This is a genomic window from Nocardioides sp. BP30, assembly GCF_029873215.1.
Classification (GTDB): domain Bacteria; phylum Actinomycetota; class Actinomycetes; order Propionibacteriales; family Nocardioidaceae; genus Nocardioides.
The window spans coordinates 3,229,620-3,244,612 of record NZ_CP123620.1; the positions used below are offsets into that span (position 1 = coordinate 3,229,620).

Sequence of the window (14,993 nt, forward strand, 5' to 3'; positions counted from 1 at the left end):
GCCATGAGCATCAGCCGCACCATCGCGCGTCCTCTGCTGGCCTCGGTCTTCGTGGTCGGTCCGATCAACACGTTGCGGAACTCGTCCGGCGCAGCCACCAAGGCAGAGCCGGTCACGGATCCGCTGATCCGGCTGGCACAGCGAGCCGGCCTGCCCCTTCCGAACGATCCGGAGAAGCTGGTCAAGATCAATGCCGGCGTCCAGCTGGCCGCCGGCCTGTGCCTGGCCACCGGTCGGTTCCCCCGGCTCTCCGCGGCCGTGCTGGCGACCTCACTGGTCCCCACGACCGTTGCCGGCCACGACTTCTGGAACGAGTCGGATCCCGCCGTACGCCGCCAGCAGCAGCTCCAGTTGGCCAAGAACCTCTCCCTCCTCGGCGGTCTGATCATCGCGGCCGGCGACACCGACGGCAAGCCGGGCGTCGCCTGGCTGGCGAAGCACGCCGTCGGCGACGCCAAGCGCGAGATCGGCCACAAGGCGAGCACCGCCAAGCTGGAGGGCAAGGTCGCCGCGCTCGAGGCCGAGGTCGGCGTGGGCGCGCTCGGTACGGCGCTCGTCGCAGCCGGTCAGCATGCCAAGGACGCGATCGTGGACGCCGCCCACCAGGCCGCGACCTCCGAGACGACCCAGCACCTGGCCGAGCGGGCGAGCGGGCTGGCCAGCAGCCTGGCCGACACGGCGAAGGAGAAGGCACCGGTCGTCGCCGCCGCGGCACGCGACCAGCTCGCCTCGATCGCCGAGACGGCCCGGGAGGAGGCCGTACCGGTCCTGGCGGACTGGCGCGACCAGGCGGTCACCACCTCCCGCCGTACCTCCAAGCAGCTGCGCAAGCAGGCCAAGAGCGCCTCGAAGGACCTGCGCAAGCAGGCCAAGAAGACCGCCAAGACCGCTCGCAAGAACGCCGGCCCCGTCCTCGAGGACTGGCGCGACCAGGCGATCAGCACCGCCCGTGACACCTCCGAGGACCTGCGCAAGCAGGCCAAGAGCACCTCGAAGGACCTGCGCAAGCAAGCCAAGAAGACCGCGAAGAACGCCCGCAAGAACGCCGAGAAGGCGAGGAAGCGGGCCCGCAAGCAGGGCCCTGCCATCGTCGCCGCGGCGCGCGACCAGGCGGCCGCCGTGACCGAATCCGCGAAGGCGAAGATCGCCTGAGGGGGGACCAGGGGTCGGACCTCGATAGGCTGCGGACGTGACGCAGCCTCCGATCGCCGACCCCTGGCCGGCGCCTCGCGCCCACACACCGGTCACGGCGGCCGTCTCGCTGCCCGGCAGCAAGTCGCTGACCAACCGCGCGCTGCTGCTCGCCGCCATCGCCGACGGTCCCTCAGTGGTCTCCCGGGCTCTCCGCTCGCGCGACACCCTGTTGATGGCGGCCGCGCTGGCGTCGCTGGGCGCCCGGGTGGACACCGACGGGGCGGACTGGGCGGTGACCCCCGCCGCCTTCACCGCGGACGCCACCATCGACTGTGGCCTGGCGGGCACCGTGATGCGCTTCGTGCCGCCGATCGCGGCGCTGTCCACCGGCACCGTCGCCTTCGACGGCGACGCCCACATGCGCCAACGCCCGGTCGGTGAGGTCCTGACGGCCCTGCGAACCCTCGGGGTCGACGTCAGCGGCGACGGCCTGCCGTTCACCCTGCACGGCACCGGCGCCGTCGCCGGCGGGACGGTCGTCATCGACGCCTCGGCATCGAGCCAGTTCGTCAGCGCACTGCTGCTGGCCGGGGCGCGGTACGAGCGCGGCCTCGACGTACGCCATGCCGGTGCTCCGGTGCCCTCGCTCCCCCACATCGAGATGACCGTCGAGATGTTGCGTGAACACGGCGTCGTCGTGGACGCTCCGTCGGATCCCGGGGGCGAGCCCGACCGCTGGACGGTCTCACCGGGCCCGGTCAAGGCCGTGGACCGGGCGATCGAGCCCGACCTGTCCAACGCCGCGCCGTTCCTCGCGCTGGCCGCCGTCTCCGGCGGTCGCGTGGTGATCCGGGACTGGCCGCGGGTGACGACCCAGCCCGGTGACGAGCTACGCGCGATCCTGACGGCGATGGGCTGCACGGTCGAGTACGTCGAGGACGGCCTCGCCGTGGCCGGCCCCGGCACCGGTCGGCTCCAGGGGCTGGAGAAGGACCTGCACGACGTCGGTGAGCTGACGCCCGCGATCGCCGCGCTGTGCGCGCTCGCCTCGACGCCCTCGCACCTCACCGGCATCGGCCACATCCGCGGCCACGAGACCGATCGGCTGGCCGCCCTCGCCCGCGAGCTCGGGGCACTCGGGGCCGACGTGACCGAGGAGCCCGACGGGCTGCTGATCCGTCCGGCGACCCTGCACGGCGGCGTCTTCCACACCTACGCCGACCACCGGATGGCCCATGCCGGCGTCATCATCGGTGCGGCGGTCGACGGCGTCCTGGTCGAGAACGTCGCCACCACCAGCAAGACGTTCACCGACTTCGCGCCGTTCTGGGCAGCGTTGTTCGGCGCACCGCAGGAGGCCTGATTGAGCCGCCGCTACTCGGAGCAGGACGTCGAGCACTACGACCGGCCTCGCCGGCGTGGCTCTCGCCCCCGCACCAAGGAGCGGCCGAGCTTCGGCGACGCTGTCGACGGCGTCGTGCTCACCGTCGACCGCGGGCGCTTCACCCTGCTGGTCGCGGGCGTCCAGGTCTGGGCGGTGAAGGCGCGGCCGCTCGGACGCAAGGGCGTGGTGGTGGGCGATCGCGTGCGGGTCGTCGGCGATGTGTCGGGAGCGGAGGGCGCGCTGGCCCGCATCGTCGAGGTCGAGCCGCGCACGACGGTCCTGCGCCGGACGGCCGACGACGACGACCCCGTCGAGCGGGTCATCGTGGCCAACGCGACCCAGCTCGTGGTCGTCACGGCGCTGGCCGACCCCGAGCCACGGCACGGACTCATCGACCGGGCGCTGGTGGCGGCGTACGACGCCGGGCTCGCTCCGCTGCTGTGCCTCACCAAGGCCGACCTGGCCGACCCCGAGACCCTGCTGTCCACGTACCGAGCGCTCGGCGTGCCGTGGGTGGTCACCCGACGTGGCGGTGACCTCGGCGAGCTGCGCGAGCGGTTGTCCGGCCACGCGAGCGTGCTGCTGGGTCATTCCGGCGTGGGTAAGTCGACCCTGGTCAATGCGCTGGTCCCGGACGCCAACCGCGAGACCGGCGTGGTCAACGCCGTGACGGGCCGCGGCAGGCACACCTCGACGTCGGCGCTGATGCTGGCGCTCCCGGATCCGGCCGCCGAGGGCGGCACCAGCTGGATCATCGACACTCCCGGGATCCGGTCCTTCGGGCTGGCCCACGTCGAGCCGGAGCACCTGATCGAGGCGTTCCCCGACCTCGACGAGATGACCGAGGACTGCCCGCGCGGCTGCACCCACGCCGCCGACGAGCCCGAGTGTGGCCTGGACGAGGCGGTCGAGCGCGGCGACGCCGACCCCGAGCGGGTCGCCTCCTTCCGGCGTCTGCTGGACGCCCGCTCGGTCTCGCCGTACTGATCGCCCGCGACCCTCGCCCGGCCCTCAGAGCCGGAAGTGGCCCACCAGCTCCTTCAGCTCGCCGGCCATCGCTGTGAGTCGCGTCGCGGCGCCGAGCGTGTCCTGGGCGCCCGACTGCGTCTCGGCGGCGGCCCGAGCCACCTGGGTGGCGTCCTCGGCGATGCTGTTGGCCCCATTCGCCGCCTCGGTGACGGAGCGCGCGATCTCGTTGGTGGTGGCGGTCTGCTCCTCCACCGCCGAGGCGATGGTGCCGGTGATGTCGTTGATCTGGGCGATCACGTTGCTGATTTCGGTGATCGCCTGGACGGCGTCGGTCGTGCTGCCCTGGATGGCGGCCACCCGGGAGCTGATGTCCTCGGTGGCCTTGGCGGTCTGACCGGCCAGCTCCTTGACCTCGTTGGCGACCACGGCGAAGCCGCGACCGGCGTCACCCGCTCGGGCCGCCTCGATGGTGGCGTTGAGGGCCAGGAGGTTGGTCTGGGCGGCGATCGAGGTGATCACCTTGATGACCTTGCCGATCTCGGCGCTCGCCTCGCCGAGCGAGGCGACCGTGTCCTGCGTGTTGCCGGCGATGCCCACCGCCTGGGTCGCCACTGTGGAGCCCTCGGTGGCGTTCCGGGCGATCTCGCGGATGCTTGCGGTCATCTGCTCGGCGGCGGTGGCGACGGTCTGGATCGAGGCGGAGACCTCCACGGAGGCACTCGACGCGGTGGCGGCGCGGTCGGTCGTCTGCGCGGCCCCGTCGTCCATGCCCTGCGCGACGGCCGTCAGCTGACCGGCGGCGGCGTTGAGCGCGTCGGCGGTCTGGTTGATCCGCGAGAGCGAGGACCGGAACGCGCTGACCAGGTCGTTGAGGCCCGCACCCATCTGACCGAGCGTGTCGGCACCCGTGACCGCCGTGTGGGACCCGAGGTCACCGGCGGCCACCTCACGCACGAACCCGAGCAGCTCGGCGACGCGACGCTCGGTCTCGGCGGCCTCCGTCCGCGCGCGCTCGCTGTCGAAGGAGCGCTCCATCGCATCGGAGACGATCTGCGCGATGCTGCGGATCGCCGCCTTGCGCTGCTCGGAGAGCAGCAGCTCGTAGTCGAAGGCGACCTCGATCGCCCCGACCACCTCGCCGTGGGTGGTGATCGGCAGGGCGAGCGCCGACTTCACCCCTGCCGCGGCCGCCTCGCGAGCGCCCGCCCAGTCGGCGTCGGTAGCGGTCGCGACGTCCGCGATGTAGAAGAGGTCGCGGCTGGCCCACGCCTTGCCGCACAGCCCCTGGCCGCGGGCCCACGTGACCGCCGCGTCGAGCGCACGGCCCTGCTCCCGGATGCCAGGGGTGCCGGCATCCTGGATCGCCGTCATCACGCCCTCGTCGCCGACCGACCAGTAGGCGACGTAGGGCAGCCGCCAGTGGCTCGCCAGCACGTCGAGCACGTACTGCATCGTGCCCTCGCGGGTGTCGGTGCCCACCAGCCCGGTCAGCAGCGCGTTGGTGGTGGCGCCGTCCGCCTCCGCGTCGGCCGAGGCGCGCTCCGCGGCGAGCTTGTCCGTGACGTCGGGCGCCATCAGCAGAGCACCGTGGTAGTGACCGTCCACGTCGCGGATGGCGCTGAGCGAGACCTCGAGCGTCCGCTCGCCGAGAGGGACCAGAGTGCGGTACGGCAACCGGGCGGGGTCCGCGACAGCGGCGGCCACGTCCGGGTCCGGCAGCATCGCCGCGAAGTCCATGCCGATGAGGGAGGCCAGCGTCACCTGCTCGCCGGAGTCCGCCTGCAGGTCCCTGATGGAGACCGGATTGACGTGCAGCACCCGCATCCGCGGGTCGATCACGAGGGCGCCGACCGTCATGGCGTCGACCACGCCGTAGCCGATCGAAGCGGCCGAAGCGGCCGAAGCGGCCGAAGCGGCCGAAGCGGCCGAAGCGGCCGGCGCGGCCGGCGCGGCCGGCGCGGCCGGCGTGGCCGGCGTGGTCGGGGCGGTCGAGGTGGTCCTGACGTCCTCGGCAAAGTCAACGGTCACTGTCGGTTCCTTCCGCGGCGGGAGCAGGGGCCGCTCCCGCGTGGACCGGCGGGCTCGGACGGGAACCGGATCGGCAGGCTCGCGAGCGACCTGAGTCACACTGCGCGGAGCCTATTGCGCCCAGGCCGCCTCGGCACCGGCGTGGCCGGTGAGCACCACGAGCACGCCGACCCCGACGGCGCCGACGACCAGCAGCACCGAGCCGAGCCAGAGCACCGGCACCGGCAACCGGCCGCGCACCACCGTCATGATCACCGCGACGGCGGCGAGGACATAGGTGGCGACGCCGAGCTTCCCGGCGAGGTCCTCGTGATGGTGGATGCGCTGGGCGAGGATGCCGCTGATGTGGTCGAACCGATCGTGCTTCAGCGAGTCGCCGCTGGAGCTGGTCAGCCACATCAGCGCCGCCGAGACGACTCCCATCGCCGCCAGGGGCCAGCGCAGACCGCCCTGCCAGCGAGGCCGGAGGTAGGCAAGCGAGAGGACCGCGAGCACCGGCAGCGCGACCACGGTGGCATGCACGATGAGCGGATGGAGCGGAAGGCCGTCGATCGTCATGGGTTGAATCTTGCACGGCCCGGCTGACAAGGACCTGAGGACGTCCCGGCGCGTCCGCCGTCGGCCCACTACGCTGATCGGGTGGCGACCGATTACACCGACGACCTTCGTCTGGCACACCTGCTGGCCGACGACGCCGACTCGATCAGCTCCGACCGGTTCAAGGCGCTCGACCTGCACGTCATGACCAAGCCCGACCTGACCCCGGTCAGCGACGCGGACCGGGCGGTCGAGGAGTCGATCCGCCGAACGCTCTCGCGGGTGCGCAGCCGCGACGCCGTCACCGGTGAGGAGGAGGGCTCCTCCGGCACCTCGTCCCGGCGATGGATCATCGATCCGATCGACGGCACGAAGAACTACGTGCGCGGCGTGCCGGTGTGGGCGACGCTGATCGCGCTGGCCGTCGAGGACGAGGTCGTCCTCTCGGTCGTCTCCGCCCCGCAGCTGGGGAGGCGGTGGTGGGCGAGCAGTGGCCAGGGGAGCTGGACCGGCAAGTCACTGATGAAGGCGAGCCGCAACCAGGTCTCCGACGTACGGCGCCTGGAGGATGCGTCGCTCGCCTACTCCTCGCTGGACGGCTGGGAGCAGCGTGGGCGCCTCGACGACTTCCTCGCTCTGATGCGACGCTGCTGGCGCACCCGCGGGTACGGCGACTTCTGGTCCTACATGTTGCTGGCCGAGGGTGCGGTCGACATCGCCTCCGAGCCGGAGCTCGCCCTGTACGACATGGCCGCCCTCGTGCCCGTCGTCACCGAGGCGGGCGGCCGGTTCACCTCGCTCGAGGGCACCGATGGCCCGTGGGGCGGCAACGGCCTGGCGACGAACGGTCACCTGCACGACGCGGCGCTCTCGTTCCTCGGCACGGTTCCGGACGGTGATGACCCGGACTGGCCGAGTCACGGGCCGGGATCGGTCACGCCGCTGCGGCGGCCCTGACCCGATCGGATCGGGACCGCCGGCAGCGCTAGGCGGCCCGGACTCAGTCGCGCGCTCGGTGGCTCCCACCCGAGGTCGGGTGGTAGTCGTCGGCCTTGTGGTCCACGGCCGGGTCCAGACGGTCCGCCTCGCGGAGTCGGTCCTCGTGCAGCGCCTCCTCCTGGGCGAGCGCCGTGTTGGCCTCGTCGGCCTCGCGCTGAGCCCGCTCGGCCTCGAGTCGGGCCGCGTCGGCTCGAACGCTCGCCTCCTTGGCCTGGTGCCGGTGCGAGCCGATCTCCGAGGTGTGCTGCTGCGCCTCGGTACGCAACTCTGCGGCCCGCGCGCTCAGTTTCTGGTGGCGCCGCGAACGGGCCCACATCGCCAGAGCCACGAGCAGGACGACCACGACGATCGCCACGATGATCCAACCGATGGTGGACATGGCCACTCCCTTCGTTTCCGAAGAGGTACCCACCGGGGGATGTCACACCACCTGGCTACCAGGGCAGACCGTCGTCGAAGGTCGCCTCGTCCACGACCCGCGCCGTCACGCCGCCCAGCTCCACCACGTCACCGCGGTGGAGCTGGCGGCCACGACGGGTCTCGACCGAGCCGTTCACGCGCACCGCACCCTCGGCGATGACGGGCTTGGCGTCGGCACCGCTGTCGACCAGGTTGGCCAGCTTGAGGAACTGCCCCAGCCGGATCGACTCGTCCCGGATGGGGACGTCCTGCGGTTCGGCCACGCGCGTCAGCTGACGCCGAGCAGGTCGACGACGAAGATCAGGGTCTCACCGGGCTTGATGACGCCACCGGCGCCCCGGTCGCCGTACCCGAGGTGGGGCGGGATGACGAGCTGGCGCCGTCCGCCCACCTTCATGCCCTGCACGCCCTGGTCCCAGCCGGAGATGACCTGCCCGATGCCGAGGCGGAAGCGCAGCGGCTCACCCCGGTTGTACGAGGCGTCGAACTCCTCACCGGTGCTGTGGGCGACACCGACGTAGTGCACGCTGACGGTCTTGCCGGCCACCGCCTCCTCGCCGTCGCCCTCGGACAGGTCGGTGATGACGAGGTCGGTGGGCGGGGTCGGGTCGACGAAGTCGATCTCGGGCTTCTCACTCATGACCCCACCCTAGGCCGCCGTCGGTCAGAGCCCCACCTCGGTCACCGTCTCGGCGACGGCGTCCAGCCGCGGGCCGGGGTTGCGGAACCACGGGCTGCCGGAGAGCCAGTAGTAGGCCATCGGGATCAGACCCAGCGCGACCGCGCCGAAGCCGATGCCCATCTCCGCACCGGAGAGCCGGTTGGGCCCGAAGCACGACTGGATGAGCAGGAAGATCATGAACACCGCGCCGAGCGCCGGCCAGAGGCCGACCAGGATGGCGCTCTTCACGCTGGTGAACACGACCTTGCGGTAGGCGACCACCACGGCGATCCCGGCCAAGGCGTAGTAGATGCAGATCTGCAGGCCGATCGCGGTGATCGCGTCACCCATGATCGTCGAGACGCCGCCGAGCTTGGTCGAGGCGACGAAGAGGACCAGCGAGACGACCGTCACCACGACGACGGCGAACCACGGGGTCAGCCAGCGGCGGTGGGCAACGCCGAAGATGCTCGGGATGGTGCGGTCGCGGCCCATCGCGAACAGCGTGCGGGTGACCTGGATCAGCGTGGTCTCGAGCGTCGCGATGGTGGAGAGAACCACGGCGAAGACCAGCGTCTTGCCGGCCCAATTGCCGGCGACCATGTTGCCGAGGTCGCCGAGCAGGTTGTCGCTGTGCTGGACCTGGTGGGCGGTGAACATCATGTTGACCGCGATGGTGAAGATCTCGAAGAGCAGGAAGACGCCGACGACGCCGATCAGGCCCCCGAGACCGGAGTTCTTCTCGCTCTCGTGGGTCTCCTCGGACAGGTTCGCGGTGACGTCCCAGCCCCAGAAGTAGAAGGCAGCGATCAGGGCAGCGCCGGCGAAGCCGCTCATGCCGCCGAAGTGCCCCCAGCCCCACAGCCAGGACCACTGGAAGGAGGCGGCGTCGCCACCGTGGATCAGGGCGGCGATGCCGAAGACCACCAGGATGGCGACCTCGATGCCGGTCATGATCCATTGCGCCCGTGCGGTGATCGTGACCCCGCGCAGGACCAGCGCCGCCATCACCAGGAAGACGAAGGCGCCGACGCCGATACAGGCCCAGGTGTTGTCCGCAGCGGTATGGGAGAAGAGCGAGAGCGTGTACTGCCCCGCGGGCAGCGAGCCGGCCACCATGAAGATCGTCGCCGAGACGACCAGCGACCAGCCCGAGATGAAGCCGAGGGCGGGGTGGAGAGCGCGCGCGACCCAGGAGTAGCTCGCGCCGGCATGCACGTCGAGCTTGCCCAGGTAGCTGAAGGCGATGGCGATGCCGAGCATCGGGATCGCGCACCACAGCAGGGCGGCCGGCCCGTACAGGCCGGCGGCGCCGATCAGCAGCGGCGTGGTCGCCGCGAGCGAGTACGCCGGAGCGCTCCCGGCGAAGGCCATGATGATCGTGTCGAACATGTGCAGAGCGCCCTCACGGAGCCCGCCCTGGGACTCGGGGTCCTGGGACTCCTGCGTCGGGACAACAGTGGTCAACGTCTTCCTCGCCTTCATCGGGACAGCGAGTGTGATGTTAGACACCGATCAGGCTTCGCGACACTCTCTGGTGTTTCGATTCCGTCGCAAGTTGTTAAATTTTCGCGCGAATCCGCACGCCATGACGCAAATCGGCCTGGGATCGATGGGTCGGCCGGTCAGCCCACCAGCGTCGTCACAGCGTGGATGAGCACCCCGACCAGACCGCCGACGAGGGTGCCGTTGATCCGGATGAACTGCAGGTCGCGTCCCACGTGCAGCTCGATGCGTCGCGAGGCCTCGCGGCCGTCCCAGCGCTCGATGGTGTGCGTGATGACGGCCGTCGCCTCCTTGCCGTAGCGCTTGACCACGTAGACGACGGCGTCGGCCGCCACCGCCTGCAGGCGCTCGCGCAGCTCGGCATCGGTCCGCAGTCGCTCACCGAAACGGGTGGCCTCCTCGACCAGCCGCGCCCGCAGCGCACTGTCATCGTCCCGAAGGGCGGAGCTCAGGGCTCGGCGCAACGCATCCCACAGCTCGATCGAGGTGGCGATCACCTGCGGGTGCTGCAGGAGGCGGTCCTTGAACTTCTCGGCCCGCTGCTGGGTGGCGGGGTCGTGCTGCAGGTCGGAGGCAAGCTCGCCGAGCAGCTTGTCCAGTGCCTCGCGGGCGCGGTGGTCAGGGTCGTCACGGATGTCGGCGACCCATCGCACGATCTCGAGGTGGATACGGGCCGCCGCCGGGTCGCGCAGAGCCGTCGGGATCCACCACGGCGCCCGCTCGCCCAACACGTCGGTCACCGTGTCCTGGTTGGCCGCCAGCCAGTCGTGCAGCTCCACCAGCGCGAGGTCGACGACACCGTGGTGCAGGTTGTCCGCCAGCGCCCCCTCCAGCGCACCGCCGAGCAGCGGTGCGATCGGCTCCTCGCTCAGGCGCGGGACGAGGACGTCGTTGACGAGCTCGGCGATGTGGTCGTCCCGCACCCGGCTCAGAGCCGCGGCCGCGACGGTGGACGCCTCGTCCACCAGCGCACGGGCGTTGGTCTCCTCGGCGAGCCAGGTGCCGATCCGCAGTGCCGGCTGCACGACGGCGATCCGGTCGCGCAGCACGTCCTCGGCGAGGAAGTTCTCGCCGACGAACTCCTCGAGGCTGTGCCCGATGTCGTCCTTGCGGCGCGGGATCAGCGCGGTGTGCGGGATCGGCAGCCCCAGTGGGTGCTTGAACAGGGCGGTGACGGCGAACCAGTCGGCCATGGCACCGACCATGGAGGCCTCGGCGCCGGCGTTGACGAAGCCGAGGAAGCCGTCCCGGTGCAGGGTCAGCGCGAAGACGATCGCGGCGAGCACGAGCAGCGAGGTCGCCACGGTGCGCATCCGGCGCAGGGCCCGACGTCGGACCGCGTCGGCAGAGGTGTCCGTGATCGGGCCGGCCGTCATGGGCTCGATTCTGCCGGGTCGCTCCACGCATGGGACGATTCCCCTCATGTCTCGCACCGTGATCACCTTCGGCACGTTCGACGTCTTCCACGTCGGCCACCTGCGGATGATCGAGCGCGCGGCGACGTACGGCGAGCGTCTCGTGGTCGGCGTGAGCGCCGACGAGCTGAACCGGCGCAAGAAGGACCGGGACCCGGTCTTCAGCGAGGCCGAGCGGCTCGCGATCGTGGCAGCGCTCAAGCCGGTCGACGAGGTCTTCCTCGAGGAGAGCCTGGAGCTCAAGCGCGACTACATCCTCAAGTACGGCGCCGACGTGCTGGTGATGGGCGACGACTGGGCCGGCCGCTTCGACGAGTTCCAGGACGTGTGCGAGGTCCTCTACCTACCCCGCACCCCTGCGATCTCGACCACCGCGCTGATCGAGAAGATCGCCCAGGCCTGATCGGCGGGAATCAGCGCGCAGGTGACGCGGTTGGTTGAAAGTATGAGCAACCTCGTGATCTTCGGTGGCACCGGCTACGCGGGCGGCAACATCGCCGCCGAGGCCGTCAAGCGCGGCCACACCGTCATCTCCTACTCCCGCAACCTGCCCGAACAGCCTCTCGACGGCGTCGAGTACCGCACCGGCTCGATCACCGACACCCACGTGCTGGGCCATGCCGGTCAGGACGGCGACGAGATCGTGGTCGCCGTGCACGGCGCCGGTGTGGACGGACAGAAGCTCGTCGACGTGCTGCCCAAGCTGGTGGCGGCGGCGCTGGCGAACGACGTACGGCTCTCGTTCGTCGGCGGTGCCGGCAGCTCGCTGGTCGCCGAGGGAGGTCCCCGGCTGATCGACACCCCTGACTTCCACGAGGAGTGGAAGGCGGAGGCGTCGGCGCACGCGGAGGTGCTCGAGGCCCTGCGCCGCACCCCGGAGGAGCTGCGCTGGTTCTACGTCTCCCCCGCCGCGCTGTTCGGCTCGTTCGCGCCCGGCGAGACGACCGGCAGCTATCGCACCGGCGGCGACGTGCTGGTCACGAAGGAGGACGGCTCCTCGGAGATCTCCGGTACCGACTTCGCGCTCGCGTACGTCGACGAGATCGAGCAGTCCCGCCACCCGCGCCAGCGGTTCACCGTCGGCCACTGACCGATCGACGAGAGCCCCGTTCCGAGACGTAACCGGCTCGGCGGGGCTCTCGTTGTCACCACCATGGACCACACCGACACGCTCCTCACGCTCACCGGCCGGTTGCATCCCGCCGACCGCGACCTGGCGCTCGACGTGTGTGTCGAGGTGATAGCGATCGCGCCCGAGCTGCCCGGCGATCACCCCGGCCGAGCGGCCCGCAGCGCCGCTCTGCTGCTGCTGGAGCTGGCGCTGCCCGACACCGCGCCGGCGGTGCGCAGCGAGTTGGCGCACGCGTGCGAGCGGGCGGTCGTCATCCCCCGGTGAGGAACGCCGCGCCGGCGGCTCACACGTCCGGCTCGACCTCGAGGTCGTTGGGATAGTCCTCATCCTCACCGCCGACGGGCGTCGACTGCTCGAGGAGATCGGCGTCGTCGACTTCGTCGTGAGGTGTCGGCGCATCCTCGACCGCGTCCGGTTCGCCGTCCCCGAGCGGGATCGACTGCTCGTCCACGTCGGCTGGGTTCGCGTCGTCGGCGTACTCGCTCATGTCTGACTGGTGCCCCGCTCGCGGGCGCGCATGCGGCCTCTGCGGAACGCGGCGTCAGGCGGGACCGACGGGCGAGCGCGCGGGCCCCTGCTCCCGATCCTCCCGGTGTCGGCGGGCCATCGACGGAGTCGCGTACGGCGAGTAGCGCGGCGCCCAGCGGGCCAGGCCGGCTGCCGCACCCAGCCCGAGCAGGCCTGTCACGGAGACGCCCAGGCCCAGGAACGCCACCCCGGCGATGACCGCCGGCACCACGGGCCCCAGGGCATTGCCGGTGTCGCTGAGCAGCCGCCACACCGAGAGGAACGTCGTGCGCCCGTCCGCCGGAGCCGCGTCGGCGCCGATCGTCATCATCACACCCGAACCGATGCCGTTGCCGATGCTCATCACGACGGCTATCACCCCGAGCCACACGGCGTCGTGGGCGAGCGGAAGCGTGACCATGCCCAGGCCGAGGAGCATCATGGAGGGCACCGCGACGGCTAGCCGGCCGAAGCGGTCCATCGCCTGGCCGGACGGGTAGAACAGCGACATGTCGGCGGCGTTCGCGACACCGAAGATCAGGCTGGTGGCGGTCGCATCGAGACCGATGTGGGAGGCCCACAGCGGCAGGACCGTCTGCCGTGCCGCGCGCACGGCGCCGACCAGGAGCACCGCCAGGCCGAGCGTGAGGAAGAGCTCGCGGTGAGAGGCGAACATCGCCCGAGCTGTCGTGCCACCCCGGTGCGCGGGCGGCCGGTCCCCGGCATGCTCCTGATCCGGTACAACGATCAGGATCACGGCGGTCACCAGCGTCGCCGCGACGGCGACGCCGAAGGCGGCCCGGGTGTTCCACAGCTCGATGGCGAGCGCACCGATGAACGGTCCGACGAAGAGACCTACCCGGTGGGCGCCGGCCAGCGTGGAGAGTGCGCGAGCGCGCTGGTGCACCGCCACGACCTCGGAGACGTAGGACTGACGCGCCAGGTAGAAGACGGCGCCGCACATCCCGATCACCAGCTGGGAGAGGGCCAGCATCCACAGACCGTGCTCGGTCCAGCAGCCGATCAGCGCCAGCGTCGTCACGCCGGCGGCGAGCAACATGGCGCGGCGGTCCCCGACCCGGTCGACGATCAGGGCCGCCGGGACGTCGCCGAGGATCCGGCCCACGCCGCCCAGGGACAACATCAGCCCCGCGACGCTGGTGGAGGCGCCGGCACCCAGCGCCACCAGCGCGATGATCGGGGCGATCGCACCGTTGCCGATCTCGTAGACGAAGGCGGGCAGCAACGCCGAGGCGGCGATGCGGCGAAGCACTGCGCCAGTGGTCTCGGGGGCATCGGACACCGTCGTCATCGTTAGCGATGCTAACCGTCTGCACCGCATCGGCTCCAGTCGCCGGGGTGGTGTGATGGACCGCATGACGACGGAGGATCGCGCCCGCGGCGTACTCGTGGGGCTGGCCTGCGGCGACGCCCTGGGTGTTCCGTACGAGTTCGACAGGGTCACGCTGGGACCCGGGCAGCGACCGGCGATGCTCGGTGGTGGGCTCGGGGACTTCGATCCGGGCAAGTGGAGCGACGACACCTCGATGGCAGTGGCCGTCACCGAGGGCCTGGAGGCGGCCCACGACCTGCCGACGCGACTCGATGAGGTGGCACGGCGCTTCCTCGGCTGGTACCGCACCTCTCCCCCGGATGTCGGGATCCAGACACGCGCGGTGCTCGATGGTCTCGCCGACGACGACCTGCCGCAGCTCGGGCAAGCGATGTCCGCACGCGCCGCGGCCTATGCCGCGGCGCATCCGCACGCGGCCGGGAACGGAGCGCTCATGCGCACGGCACCCGTGGCCCTCGCCCACCTGCAGGACCGGGCGGCCTGCGCCGAGACGGCGCGCGCCGTGGCGGCACTCACCCACGCCGACCCCGACGTGGCCGACTCCTGCGTGCTGTGGACCGAAGCCGTCCGACTCGCTGTCTCCGGTGGCGGCATCGACCTCCCCGCCGGCCTGGACCTGGTCAGCGACCCCCACCGCTGGGGCGAGCTCCTGCGCGAGGCCGCCGGCGGCGACCTGGGACGGTTCCACCCCAACGGCTGGACGGTCAGGACCCTCCAGGTCGCGTACGGCGCGATTCTGCGGGCGAACCACGACGTCGAGGACGCCCTCGCCCTGGCCATCGGTGTCGGCGACGACACCGACACCGTGGCAGCGGTCGCGGGAAGCCTGCTCGGTGCCCATCACGGCGACACGGCGTTCCCGCAGGAGTGGACGCAGGCCATTCACGGCTGGCCCGGCTACACGGTCGTCGATCTGCGCAGGATCGCGCTCTCTGCCGTGAGCTGAA

General features: G+C 71.3%; 17 protein-coding genes. 8 read left to right on the top strand and 9 right to left on the bottom strand.

All coding sequences use genetic code 11. The annotated features are described in order from the left end of the window. Positions 1-3: 3 nt before the first annotated feature. The 3 genes from P5P86_RS15255 to rsgA are packed head-to-tail and all read left to right on the top strand — an operon-like array spanning position 4 to position 3,505. Complete coding sequence (locus tag P5P86_RS15255; RefSeq protein ID WP_280608300.1) at positions 4-1,152, top strand: DoxX family protein; 1,149 nt, start codon at positions 4-6, stop codon at positions 1,150-1,152. A 37-nt stretch (positions 1,153-1,189) separates the two neighbouring features. Next, positions 1,190-2,497: a 3-phosphoshikimate 1-carboxyvinyltransferase gene (gene aroA, locus P5P86_RS15260; protein ID WP_280608301.1), complete on the top strand. Its 1,308-nt coding sequence runs from the start codon at positions 1,190-1,192 to the stop codon at positions 2,495-2,497. Next, positions 2,498-3,505, top strand: coding sequence for a ribosome small subunit-dependent GTPase A (gene rsgA, locus P5P86_RS15265; protein WP_280608302.1), 1,008 nt, complete (start codon positions 2,498-2,500; stop codon positions 3,503-3,505). Between the two features lie 24 nt (positions 3,506-3,529). Here rsgA and P5P86_RS15270 read toward each other — a convergent pair whose 3' ends face one another. Together P5P86_RS15270 and P5P86_RS15275 are read right to left on the bottom strand one after the other, a co-directional pair. After that, positions 3,530-5,515, bottom strand: coding sequence for a methyl-accepting chemotaxis protein (locus P5P86_RS15270; RefSeq protein WP_280608303.1), 1,986 nt, complete (start codon positions 5,513-5,515; stop codon positions 3,530-3,532). 111 nt (positions 5,516-5,626) lie between these two features. After that, positions 5,627-6,073 carry a DUF2231 domain-containing protein gene (locus P5P86_RS15275; RefSeq protein ID WP_280608304.1) on the bottom strand — a complete coding sequence of 149 codons (447 nt, stop codon included), beginning with the start codon at positions 6,071-6,073 and terminating at the stop codon, positions 5,627-5,629. Positions 6,074-6,154: 81 nt separating this feature from the next. Here P5P86_RS15275 and P5P86_RS15280 point away from each other — a divergent pair, with 81 nt between their 5' ends. Then, positions 6,155-7,009 (top strand): inositol monophosphatase family protein, encoded by an 855-nt coding sequence (locus P5P86_RS15280; RefSeq protein ID WP_280608305.1) that lies wholly within the window; start codon positions 6,155-6,157, stop codon positions 7,007-7,009. 43 nt (positions 7,010-7,052) lie between these two features. On the opposite strand, the gene P5P86_RS15285 is transcribed toward P5P86_RS15280, so the two are convergent. The 5 genes from P5P86_RS15285 to P5P86_RS15305 all read right to left on the bottom strand — a co-directional run bounded on the left by P5P86_RS15285 (position 7,053) and on the right by P5P86_RS15305 (position 11,014). Continuing rightward, positions 7,053-7,430, bottom strand: a complete 378-nt coding sequence (locus tag P5P86_RS15285; RefSeq protein ID WP_280608306.1) for a hypothetical protein — start codon at positions 7,428-7,430, stop codon at positions 7,053-7,055. 55 nt (positions 7,431-7,485) lie between these two features. After that, entirely contained in the window at positions 7,486-7,734 is a 249-nt protein-coding gene (locus P5P86_RS15290) for an RNA-binding S4 domain-containing protein (RefSeq protein WP_280608307.1), read from the bottom strand. Between the two features lie 5 nt (positions 7,735-7,739). Next, positions 7,740-8,111 carry an FKBP-type peptidyl-prolyl cis-trans isomerase gene (locus tag P5P86_RS15295; RefSeq protein ID WP_280608308.1) on the bottom strand — a complete coding sequence of 124 codons (372 nt, stop codon included), beginning with the start codon at positions 8,109-8,111 and terminating at the stop codon, positions 7,740-7,742. A 24-nt stretch (positions 8,112-8,135) separates the two neighbouring features. Continuing rightward, positions 8,136-9,599, bottom strand: a complete 1,464-nt coding sequence (locus P5P86_RS15300; protein ID WP_280608309.1) for an APC family permease — start codon at positions 9,597-9,599, stop codon at positions 8,136-8,138. A 158-nt stretch (positions 9,600-9,757) separates the two neighbouring features. Then, the gene (locus P5P86_RS15305; RefSeq protein ID WP_280608310.1) at positions 9,758-11,014 is read right to left on the bottom strand and encodes a DUF445 domain-containing protein; all 1,257 of its coding nucleotides are present in this window, start codon (positions 11,012-11,014) and stop codon (positions 9,758-9,760) included. Positions 11,015-11,060: 46 nt separating this feature from the next. Here P5P86_RS15305 and P5P86_RS15310 point away from each other — a divergent pair, with 46 nt between their 5' ends. The 3 genes from P5P86_RS15310 (at position 11,061) to P5P86_RS15320 (ending at position 12,449) form a co-directional block, all read left to right on the top strand. Next, the gene (locus P5P86_RS15310; RefSeq protein ID WP_280608311.1) at positions 11,061-11,456 is read left to right on the top strand and encodes an FAD synthase family protein; all 396 of its coding nucleotides are present in this window, start codon (positions 11,061-11,063) and stop codon (positions 11,454-11,456) included. A 42-nt stretch (positions 11,457-11,498) separates the two neighbouring features. Next, on the top strand, positions 11,499-12,143 hold the full coding sequence (locus tag P5P86_RS15315; RefSeq protein WP_280608312.1) for an NAD(P)-dependent oxidoreductase: 645 nt from the start codon (positions 11,499-11,501) through the stop codon (positions 12,141-12,143). A 63-nt stretch (positions 12,144-12,206) separates the two neighbouring features. Beyond that, entirely contained in the window at positions 12,207-12,449 is a 243-nt protein-coding gene (locus P5P86_RS15320) for a hypothetical protein (protein ID WP_280608313.1), read from the top strand. A 19-nt stretch (positions 12,450-12,468) separates the two neighbouring features. Here P5P86_RS15320 and P5P86_RS15325 read toward each other — a convergent pair whose 3' ends face one another. Further along, positions 12,469-12,672, bottom strand: a complete 204-nt coding sequence (locus P5P86_RS15325; RefSeq protein WP_280608314.1) for a hypothetical protein — start codon at positions 12,670-12,672, stop codon at positions 12,469-12,471. A 54-nt stretch (positions 12,673-12,726) separates the two neighbouring features. After that, positions 12,727-14,004 carry an MFS transporter gene (locus tag P5P86_RS15330; protein WP_280608315.1) on the bottom strand — a complete coding sequence of 426 codons (1,278 nt, stop codon included), beginning with the start codon at positions 14,002-14,004 and terminating at the stop codon, positions 12,727-12,729. 64 nt (positions 14,005-14,068) lie between these two features. Here P5P86_RS15330 and P5P86_RS15335 point away from each other — a divergent pair, with 64 nt between their 5' ends. Beyond that, a complete protein-coding gene (locus tag P5P86_RS15335) occupies positions 14,069-14,992 on the top strand; it encodes an ADP-ribosylglycohydrolase family protein (RefSeq protein WP_280608316.1) in 924 nt (307 codons plus the stop codon). Position 14,993 lies beyond the last annotated feature (1 nt).

Excerpts from the sequence above, each read along its gene's own strand:
- P5P86_RS15305 (WP_280608310.1), bottom strand. The coding sequence starts at position 11,014 with ATGACGGCCGGCCCGATCACGGACACCTCTGCCGACGCGGTCCGACGT.
- P5P86_RS15320 (WP_280608313.1), top strand. The coding sequence starts at position 12,207 with ATGGACCACACCGACACGCTCCTCACGCTCACCGGCCGGTTGCATCCC.
- P5P86_RS15330 (WP_280608315.1), bottom strand. The coding sequence starts at position 14,004 with ATGACGACGGTGTCCGATGCCCCCGAGACCACTGGCGCAGTGCTTCGC.
- P5P86_RS15295 (WP_280608308.1), bottom strand. The coding sequence starts at position 8,111 with ATGAGTGAGAAGCCCGAGATCGACTTCGTCGACCCGACCCCGCCCACC.
- P5P86_RS15335 (WP_280608316.1), top strand. The coding sequence starts at position 14,069 with ATGACGACGGAGGATCGCGCCCGCGGCGTACTCGTGGGGCTGGCCTGC.
- P5P86_RS15255 (WP_280608300.1), top strand. The coding sequence starts at position 4 with ATGAGCATCAGCCGCACCATCGCGCGTCCTCTGCTGGCCTCGGTCTTC.
- P5P86_RS15315 (WP_280608312.1), top strand. The coding sequence starts at position 11,499 with ATGAGCAACCTCGTGATCTTCGGTGGCACCGGCTACGCGGGCGGCAAC.
- P5P86_RS15275 (WP_280608304.1), bottom strand. The coding sequence starts at position 6,073 with ATGACGATCGACGGCCTTCCGCTCCATCCGCTCATCGTGCATGCCACC.
- P5P86_RS15325 (WP_280608314.1), bottom strand. The coding sequence starts at position 12,672 with ATGAGCGAGTACGCCGACGACGCGAACCCAGCCGACGTGGACGAGCAG.
- P5P86_RS15285 (WP_280608306.1), bottom strand. The coding sequence starts at position 7,430 with ATGTCCACCATCGGTTGGATCATCGTGGCGATCGTCGTGGTCGTCCTG.
- P5P86_RS15310 (WP_280608311.1), top strand. The coding sequence starts at position 11,061 with ATGTCTCGCACCGTGATCACCTTCGGCACGTTCGACGTCTTCCACGTC.